Annotated in this window: 11 protein-coding genes; 10 read left to right on the forward strand and 1 reads right to left on the reverse strand. The window is 66.1% G+C overall.

All coding sequences use genetic code 11. From position 1 onward, the window contains the following. The 10 genes from AB1609_12020 to AB1609_12065 all read left to right on the forward strand — a co-directional run. On the forward strand, positions 1-243 hold a 243-nt coding region (locus tag AB1609_12020; protein MEW6047192.1), incomplete at its 5' end, for a DUF2283 domain-containing protein. A 240-nt stretch (positions 244-483) separates the two neighbouring features. After that, positions 484-885, forward strand: a complete 402-nt coding sequence (locus tag AB1609_12025) for a hypothetical protein (protein MEW6047193.1) — start codon at positions 484-486, stop codon at positions 883-885. Positions 886-1,055: 170 nt separating this feature from the next. Next, entirely contained in the window at positions 1,056-1,655 is a 600-nt protein-coding gene (locus AB1609_12030; protein ID MEW6047194.1) for a hypothetical protein, read from the forward strand. Between the two features lie 60 nt (positions 1,656-1,715). Continuing rightward, positions 1,716-2,054: a nucleotidyltransferase domain-containing protein gene (locus AB1609_12035; protein MEW6047195.1), complete on the forward strand. Its 339-nt coding sequence runs from the start codon at positions 1,716-1,718 to the stop codon at positions 2,052-2,054. Then, positions 2,044-2,484 (forward strand): HEPN domain-containing protein, encoded by a 441-nt coding sequence (locus AB1609_12040; GenBank protein ID MEW6047196.1) that lies wholly within the window; start codon positions 2,044-2,046, stop codon positions 2,482-2,484. The genes AB1609_12035 and AB1609_12040 overlap by 11 nt, the downstream gene beginning before the upstream one ends. A 43-nt stretch (positions 2,485-2,527) precedes the next feature. Next, positions 2,528-3,376 carry a tyrosine-type recombinase/integrase gene (locus tag AB1609_12045; protein ID MEW6047197.1) on the forward strand — a complete coding sequence of 283 codons (849 nt, stop codon included), beginning with the start codon at positions 2,528-2,530 and terminating at the stop codon, positions 3,374-3,376. A 56-nt stretch (positions 3,377-3,432) separates the two neighbouring features. After that, the gene (locus tag AB1609_12050; GenBank protein ID MEW6047198.1) at positions 3,433-3,810 is read left to right on the forward strand and encodes a hypothetical protein; all 378 of its coding nucleotides are present in this window, start codon (positions 3,433-3,435) and stop codon (positions 3,808-3,810) included. 141 nt (positions 3,811-3,951) lie between these two features. Continuing rightward, on the forward strand, positions 3,952-5,010 hold the full coding sequence (locus AB1609_12055) for a PD-(D/E)XK nuclease family protein (protein MEW6047199.1): 1,059 nt from the start codon (positions 3,952-3,954) through the stop codon (positions 5,008-5,010). Between the two features lie 17 nt (positions 5,011-5,027). Continuing rightward, a complete protein-coding gene (locus AB1609_12060; GenBank protein ID MEW6047200.1) occupies positions 5,028-5,951 on the forward strand; it encodes an HD domain-containing protein in 924 nt (307 codons plus the stop codon). A 203-nt stretch (positions 5,952-6,154) separates the two neighbouring features. Beyond that, positions 6,155-6,805 (forward strand): hypothetical protein, encoded by a 651-nt coding sequence (locus AB1609_12065; GenBank protein MEW6047201.1) that lies wholly within the window; start codon positions 6,155-6,157, stop codon positions 6,803-6,805. Positions 6,806-7,007: 202 nt separating this feature from the next. On the opposite strand, the gene AB1609_12070 is transcribed toward AB1609_12065, so the two are convergent. Then, a complete protein-coding gene (locus AB1609_12070) occupies positions 7,008-7,211 on the reverse strand; it encodes an AbrB/MazE/SpoVT family DNA-binding domain-containing protein (protein MEW6047202.1) in 204 nt (67 codons plus the stop codon). Between the last annotated feature and the right edge of the window lie 242 nt (positions 7,212-7,453).

Raw genomic sequence — 7,453 nt, forward strand, 5'->3', positions numbered from 1 at the left:
TCCCGGGAAGCCGTTTTGGGGCTTCCCGGGGCCTGTTATCGGCCGAAAACGACTTCGCATAACGCGAAAAGCCCTCTTCTGATTTCCGGGTCCGGGTGCGATGGGGCCTGGCGTTTAATTGTGGACTATGATGCGAGTGGTTTGCCCGTCGCGGTCGAGATCCTGAATGCCTCGCGCGTTTTTGGGGAGAAAGTGCTTACTGTGGAGGTGGACCTGGCCCCGGCAGCACCAGATAAGCGCTGAGGCGGGACCAGACCGGAGTTGCAGCCAGGAGGGGGTGCTCCGCGCCCCCTAGCTGGTTTCAGCGGCGGTACCAGCATTGTTGCGAGTCTGTGGGTCCCCCGGGACCGCCTGGGGCCGCGGTCGAAGTTTGCTCTCCGCCGGGGGCGAGGGAGCGCGGGGAGGGAGGTGCGTTCGTGCTACCGAGGCGCGATGGCATTTGCGCCTCGGGTCAACAATGCCTGGGAGAAAGGAGTGCTGTGCATGGATCTGGTGGAGGCGTTCGCCCGGGAAGTTGTCCGTGAGGGAGCGTACGGCTTTGACCGGGCAAGGCAGGAGGGGATTTCGCCAGGATTCTTGGGGATTGTCCTGGAGGAAAACCTCGGAATCGTGGTGGAGCTCCTCCTGACCAGGGCAAAAGAGGTTGGGGAGGCCTATTGCCCGCGTTGCGGGGAATACCGGGATCTTCCGCAAGCCCGCTGGGAAGGTGCTGTTGCCCGGTGCCCGCGGTGCGGGGAGAAACTGCGGGCGGACCACTGCGCGCTCTGCGGACGGGACCTGTACGACTGGCAGACAGGAGTCTGGGGCGGGGCGCACGTGGCGGGCTTCTCTGTTTGTTCGGGCTGCGAGGCAAAGGCTCGCAAGGCTTTTGAGGAGCCTGCCTGAAGTGCGGCCAGGCCTTGCGGTGGCCTTGCGCTGAACCAGTGGTGTTTCTGGTACTCCAAGCAAGGGAGCCCTGACGTGCACGATATGTAAGCAGTCTCCTGACAGAGCCGAGGGGGTGTGCGCCAACGCCCCCTCGGCTTCTTTCTCAGAAATCGAAGGGGGAGATAACCATGGGCTGGGTGTTCGATCATAAGCCCAAAGGGGAGAGCATGCTGGAATTCTTCCGGCGCGAGTTTGATACGAAGTCGCCATCCCCTGGTGACCCCGTGGGGCGGGTGCTGGACTGTGCGGCGACCCTGCACGAGGCGTACATCGCCTACGAGCGGGTCTGGCCGGAGGGCCGCCGCGAGGTGAACGCGATAGTGTGCGAGTTGATGTACCGCCCGAACGACTTTTACAATTTCGGGTACAAGGACGTTGACGAGGAGATGGGCCCCATCCACGCCAATTGCCCGGAGCGGATCCTGCGGCTGCTCACGCCCACCGACAACGAAACCGCCAGGCGTTGGCGCGAGGAGTGCTGGGAGAACCTGCGGGCCCGGCGGGGGCGGCCCCGGCTGAGGAAAGGCGTGGTCATCCGGTTTTCCGAGCCGGTCCGCTTTACGAGCGGCAGCAGGCTGTCGGAATTCCGGGTCGAAGACCCGCGCCGGCTGGTGTTTTCCGACCCGCGGTATCCGTGGAACCGCTACAAGCTGAGCCGGCGGACGCTGCGGAACCGCTCATGGGAGATAGTGGAGCAGCAGAGCGTTGGCCTGAGTGGAACAACGTAGAGGAAGCCGGTGGCGGAAGTGAAGCGCTGACAGAGCTTGTGGTAGGATGAAACCGCGGGGGTGACGGCGTTGAAGCCCGATCAGTGGGCGATGGGCATTGCCAAGAAGTACGCCCGAAGAATCCAGCGCCTTCCCGGAGTGCGGTCTGTGGTGCTGTTTGGCTCCCGCGCCCGCGGCGACAGCGCCCCGGACTCGGATATAGACGTGATGGTGGTCGTCACCGAGGAAAGCAAGGAGTTGAGAAAGGCCCTGCTCGACATCGCGTATGACCTCTCCTGGGAATACGGGTGCTGGCTTGTGCCGGCCATTTGCCCCGAAAGAGAAGCGTACGGCCCCTTCGGCCAGTACGATCCCTTCTACGTCGACGTCAGAAGGAAAGGGGTCCAGATTGCAGGATGAGGCGCGGGCGCAATACGTACGGTACAAGGCAGAGCAGGCACGCGAGATGTGGCAGGAAGCCGAATGCCTCTACACAGCTGGCAACTTCCGCGGATGCATCAGCCGGGCGTACTTCGCGTTCTACAAAGCAGCGGTGGCAGCGCTGGTAGCCCGAGGTGAGAATATCGCCGACAAAGAACCCCGTCATGTGCAAGCAGTGGGCCGCTTCAACAAGCCGTTTGTGCGCTCGGGCGTGTTTCCGCGAGAACCCGGCCGGTTCCTGAACGATCTCGAAGATCTGCGCGTCCGGGCGGATTACCGCGACCAGGCAATCTTGGTTGAGGAAGCGGAAGAGGTCATAACGAGGGGGAGACAGTACCTGGATCAAGTGCACCATGTCGAAACATCCCTGGCACCAGCCGGTAAGCAGGATCTGGGCAAAGACGTCTAGTTGCACCTCTGCACAGCACGTTCGGCTTTGAGAGGTGTTCGACATGACGGAGCTGTTTTTGACCCTGGCGCCTTCGACAGCCAGGGCCTACCGCCAGGACCTCGACGACTTTGGCCGGTGGTTCGAGCAGACCAACGGGACCCGCCTGGAACCAGGGCTGGTGACAGGCACCGACCTCCGGGAATACCTGCACCACCTGCTTGCCGTCCGCGGCCTCAAGCCCGCCACGGCCAACCGGAGGCTTTCGGCCATCCGAGCCTGGCTCAGGTGGTACCGGGAGCAAGGAGCGGTGGAATCCCTACCGCGGTTTCCTCGCCGGGCCAGCGAGCCGCAGCGGGCGCCCCGGGCGCTGGGAAAGGTTGAAGCCGCGCGCCTGGAACGGGCGGTTGAGCGGGAGGGCAATCCCCGCGACGCCGCCCTGGTGGCGCTCATGCTGCACGCGGGCCTGCGCGTGGGCGAGGTGGTCCGGCTGCGCCCGACTGACGTGGAAATCACCGAGCGCAAAGGCAAGGTGGTGGTGCGTGCCGGCAAAGGCGACAAGTACCGCGAGGTCCCCCTGGGGCCGGAGGTCCGGAGGCCTCTGAAGGAGTACCTGCGGGTCCGTCCGCACGGCGAGTGGCTTTTCCCTGGCCGGAACGGCGGGCACCTAACCCCGCGGGCGGCCGAAACGGTGGTGAAGAAGTATGCCTACCTGGCGCGGCTGGACCCGGAAGAGGTTACACCCCATGTGTTGCGGCACACCTTCGCCACGCGGCTCTTGCGCGGGGGCGCCGACATCGTGGTGGTGGCGCACCTGCTTGGCCACGCCAGGCTGGACACCACGGCACGGTACACCAGGCCGGCGTGGGAGGACTTGGTGCGGGCGGTCGAGCCCGCGGATGCAAACCCGTAAGCTGGCGAGAATGGTGTTGATTTGATAGACTGGAGGTGAGCTCGGAGGTGGGAGCCGTGGCCGAAAAGGCGCAGTCTGAAGCGGCTGCGACCGGTGAACCCGTCCGGCGTTTCGCGTCGGAGGAGTTCTTCTTCCTCCTCCAGCGGATCGACCGGCTGGACGAGAAGCTGACCGCGCGCATAGACGGCGTGGATGAGAAACTGATGGCCCGCATTGACGCCGTTACGGCGCGGATCGACGCGGTTGATGCCAAACTTACGGCGCGGATTGACGGGGTCGAGGCCAGACTACTGGCGCGGATCGATACGGTGGATGTCAAGATCGAGAAGCTGCGGGACCAGGTGGATGGCCTCCGCTACTGGATTATCGGGCTGGTAGCCACCATGTTGCTGGGATTTGGTGGTATGATCGTTACCATGCTGATGCGAGGGTAGGCTTTAACTTTAAAGCGAGTTGGCAGGAGCCCCGGACATCGCCGGGGTTCCTCGTTTTTCGGTGCGGTGCTGCTTCCGGGCCGCGGAGGCGGTGCGTGCGAAATCGGGGCCCGCATGGCGGGTAACGGGAGGGAGAAAAAGTTGGACCGCAGGCCGTGGAGCTTCTCGCGCCTCGAACTGTACGCCGACCCGCGCTACGGCTGTCCCCGGCGGTACTACTACCGTTACGTCGAGGGCAGGTCGGAGGCGCCCACGCCGGCCCTGCTGCGGGGCCGGTTGGCGCACGGGGTGCTGGCCCTCTGCTTGAGGGACGGCCTCTCGGTGGAGGAGGCGGCGTCGCGGGTGGCCGGAGCCGAGGGGGTGGACGGGGAGATCAGGGAGGAGGCCCTGGAGTTGGCGCGCGGGTACCTGGAGGCCGAGAGGCCGGCGCCGCCGTTCGAGGTCGAGCGCAAGGTGCGCGGAGTGCTGGACGGCGAGGAGTTCGTGGGTTTCATCGACCTCATCGAGGGCGGGCCGGTCCCGCGGCTCACGGACTTTAAGACGTCGTGGGAGAAGTACGGGCCGCTGGACAGCTACCAGCTTCCCCTGTACGCCTGGATGGCGGGTTCGGGGCGCGTGCGGGCGCGGCTGTGGTTTCTCCGCTACCGGCGCGAGCCGGCTTTGGAGGCAGAGGTCGGCCCCGGGGAGATCGAGGCCGCCCTGGACTGGGCCCGCGGGGTGATGCGGGACATCCGCCAGGCGGCGGAAGAGCCCCTGTGGTCGGGCTTCCCACCGCGCCCCGGCGGCGTCTGCTCGGAGTGCGGCTTCGCCCTGGAGTGCCTGGGGGCGGAAGTGCTGGGGGAAGCGACGCCGGAGGACCTGGCGGGGTTGGTGCTGAGACTGGAGCGCGCACTGCAGGTCTGCCGGGAGCGGCTGGAGGAGGCGGTGAAAGCCGCCGGGCCGGTGGCGGCGGGCAACCAGTACTTCGGGATGTACCCTAGGTCGAGGTGGGTCTTCCCGGACGTGGCCGTGTTCTGCGACCTCCTGCGAAGACACGGTAGGGACCCCTGGAAGTACCTCGAGGTGCCGGGCTGGAAGCTCGCGCCCTTGCTGCGGGGCAAGCTGGGCGAGGCTATCAAGGCGCTGGGCGAGGAAACGGTAGAGGCGTACTTCACCCACCGTGACAGGCCCCCGGACGGGGCGCCTGCGGGGAATTCCTGAGGAGGGAGGAGTGGCTGGTGGAGGGAGACGTGCGTAACGCAGTGTACGCCGTGCGGGAGCTTTCGCTTGCCCGCACACGTTCGGGCGCAGCCTACCTGCGGCTCGTGCTGTGGGACGGTTCCGCCCGGGTGGAGGGCCGGGTCTGGGAAAGCGCGGTGGCCGAGCAGTTGGCGGGGAAGGTCCGGCCGGGGGACGTGCTTCTGGTGGGCGAGGCGCGCTGGACGGAGTACAACAACGAAAGGCAGCTCAACATCTCCGTCCTGAGGCCGGCGAAGCCCGGGGAGTACGATCCCGGGCAGTTCCGCCGGCAGCGGGAAGGCCTGCCACCTGCGGAGTCCGTACTGTCGGTCATCGCCGGTATTACCAGGCCGCACCTGCGGGAGTTGCTTGAGCGGGTTTTTGAGCCCCGGCTCCTGGAGGACTTCGCGGCCGCGCCGGCGGCGAAGGAGAACCACCACTGCTACCAAGGCGGCCTGCTGGAGCACACCCTGGAGGTGGTGCGCCTGTGCGACGCCGCCGTGTCGGTCTACCCGATGCTGGACAGAGACCTGCTGGCCGCGGCAGCCTTGCTGCACGACATAGGCAAGCTCTGGGAGTACGACGCCGCGTCTGTGACGTTCGAGCGGACAGACGCGGGAAAACTGCTCGGGCACGTGGTGATGGGCTGGGAATTCGTGCGGCGCACCTGGCCCGGTGTGGCGAGCTTTCCGGAAGCCGAAGGCCTCCACGTTGAACACATGCTGCTGAGCCACCACGGGCAGCGGGACTGGGGTTCGCCGGTGGAGCCCCGCACGCCCGAGGCAGTGGCGCTCCACCAGGCGGACCTGGCCTCGACGCGGGTGCATCAGGCGCTGGAGGCCATATCAGGCGTGGCCCCCGGGTCCTGGTCCGCGCGCGACCAGACGGGCCGGTACTTCTGGGCGGGGAGCAGGGTCAGGTAGCAGGCCGATAGGGGGTTGCGCCGCCCCGTCCAATTACTTTTTGAGACAGAAGTTTTCGCACCAGGGGACGGGGCCGGGTGCACTCAGCCAGGGGACCGCCTGCCGGGAAAAGGTGCCAGTGGCTTCTTGATGGGGGCCGGGGCCGTGTGCCCCGGCCCCTGCGCATTCCGCTCAGACTTTGCAAAGGAGGCGGGAAATTGGCCATGCAAGAAGCGCAAGAGGTCGTGCAGGCCATCCGCGACCTCGCTGACGAGCTGGGCAGGACACCGACCTTCGACGAAGTCATGCGGGCTGGGGTGCCGCGGACAGCCGTGGTGCGCCACTTCGGCACATACAACCGGGCAGTTGAAGCGGCGGGGCTGGTGCCCAACCGGGTGCTGCAGCCGTACCGCCGCTGGACCAGGGAAAAGATGATCGCGGCGGTGCGGGAACTTCACACTCTGATCGGCTGCGCGCCGAGCACGGCGGACATAAGGGCCTTCCCGGAAATCTGCCCGTCGTCAAGGCTGATCCTGCGGGAGTTCGGCTCGATAAGGGCCTTCTTGAGGGAAGCCGGCATTACGTGCCCCCGGAGGCGCGGTAACGTTCCGGGGATGGTGGCCGTCCGCGAGTGGCTGGCGGGCAGGGAGGCGTGCGGGTGCTGCCCGGGGCCGGCAGAGATAGCGGAGGTGGCAGGCCCTGAGGGCTACCGGCTGTTGCTTGGTGTTACCGGCGGTTCGAGTCTCGCGCGCCTGGCGAGAGAACACGGCGTCACGGAGGGCGCAGTCAGGAAGCAACTCGTTCTCGCGATAAAGAGGCTAGCTGTCCTCGTACCTGAGGAGCAGAGGGCAGCGTTTTTCCGCGTGAAGCTTTGAGTTCAGAGTCCGGCAGGGGGTACAGTTCCTGCCGGTGGGGACATTGGTGTCCGGAACTCGTGGAGTTGCCGGACGTTGACCCGGGGAGGGCCGCGGGCGGGTGCGCCGCGCCCTTCCCCGGTTTCCGGCATCAGCCCGAGGTTTGCGCAGGGCAGCGTCCGGTGGCGGCTGCCAGGGCAGCGAGGCACTCGCGGCACACTCTCTAGTTCTGGAAGGGGATTAGGTCGCCGCCCCGGCCGCAGAAGGCACATCCCGGCTGATATTTCCTCAGTATTATGCGGCCCTGGTCCACGAAGACCTCGAGAGGATCACCCGGCCGGACGTCCATCGTGCGCAACAGCTCGCCTGGGAGCACCAGTCGTGCCAGGCCGTCGAGTCTGCGCACCATCGCTGCCGTGCCGCCCACGTTTGATTCCCCCCCAGGAGAAAGGCGTGAGGTTCGATGCCATGGTACTTCCCGCGCTGGCATCAACCTGCTCGGTTCCTGCGGGCGTTTAGCACTTTTTGGCAAAGGAGGCTTCGCTGCATGGCTGCACCAGAGAACGAGCAACGGTCTGCTGTCGAGCGGTTTCTCTCGGCCCTCCGCGCGCGGGGCATTGCCGAGAGGAGTATCAGTACCTACCTGGGTCAGGTCAGGCGCTTCATCGC

It is taken from the genome of Bacillota bacterium, assembly GCA_040754675.1.
In the GTDB taxonomy this organism is placed as follows: Bacteria; Bacillota; Limnochordia; order Limnochordales; family Geochordaceae; genus Geochorda.

What these genes read in the sequence shown, in the direction of transcription:
- AB1609_12025 (MEW6047193.1), top strand. Translation starts at nt 484, where the DNA reads ATGGATCTGGTGGAGGCGTTCGCCCGGGAAGTTGTCCGTGAGGGAGCG.
- AB1609_12065 (MEW6047201.1), top strand. Translation starts at nt 6,155, where the DNA reads ATGCAAGAAGCGCAAGAGGTCGTGCAGGCCATCCGCGACCTCGCTGAC.
- AB1609_12030 (MEW6047194.1), top strand. Translation starts at nt 1,056, where the DNA reads ATGGGCTGGGTGTTCGATCATAAGCCCAAAGGGGAGAGCATGCTGGAA.
- AB1609_12045 (MEW6047197.1), top strand. Translation starts at nt 2,528, where the DNA reads ATGACGGAGCTGTTTTTGACCCTGGCGCCTTCGACAGCCAGGGCCTAC.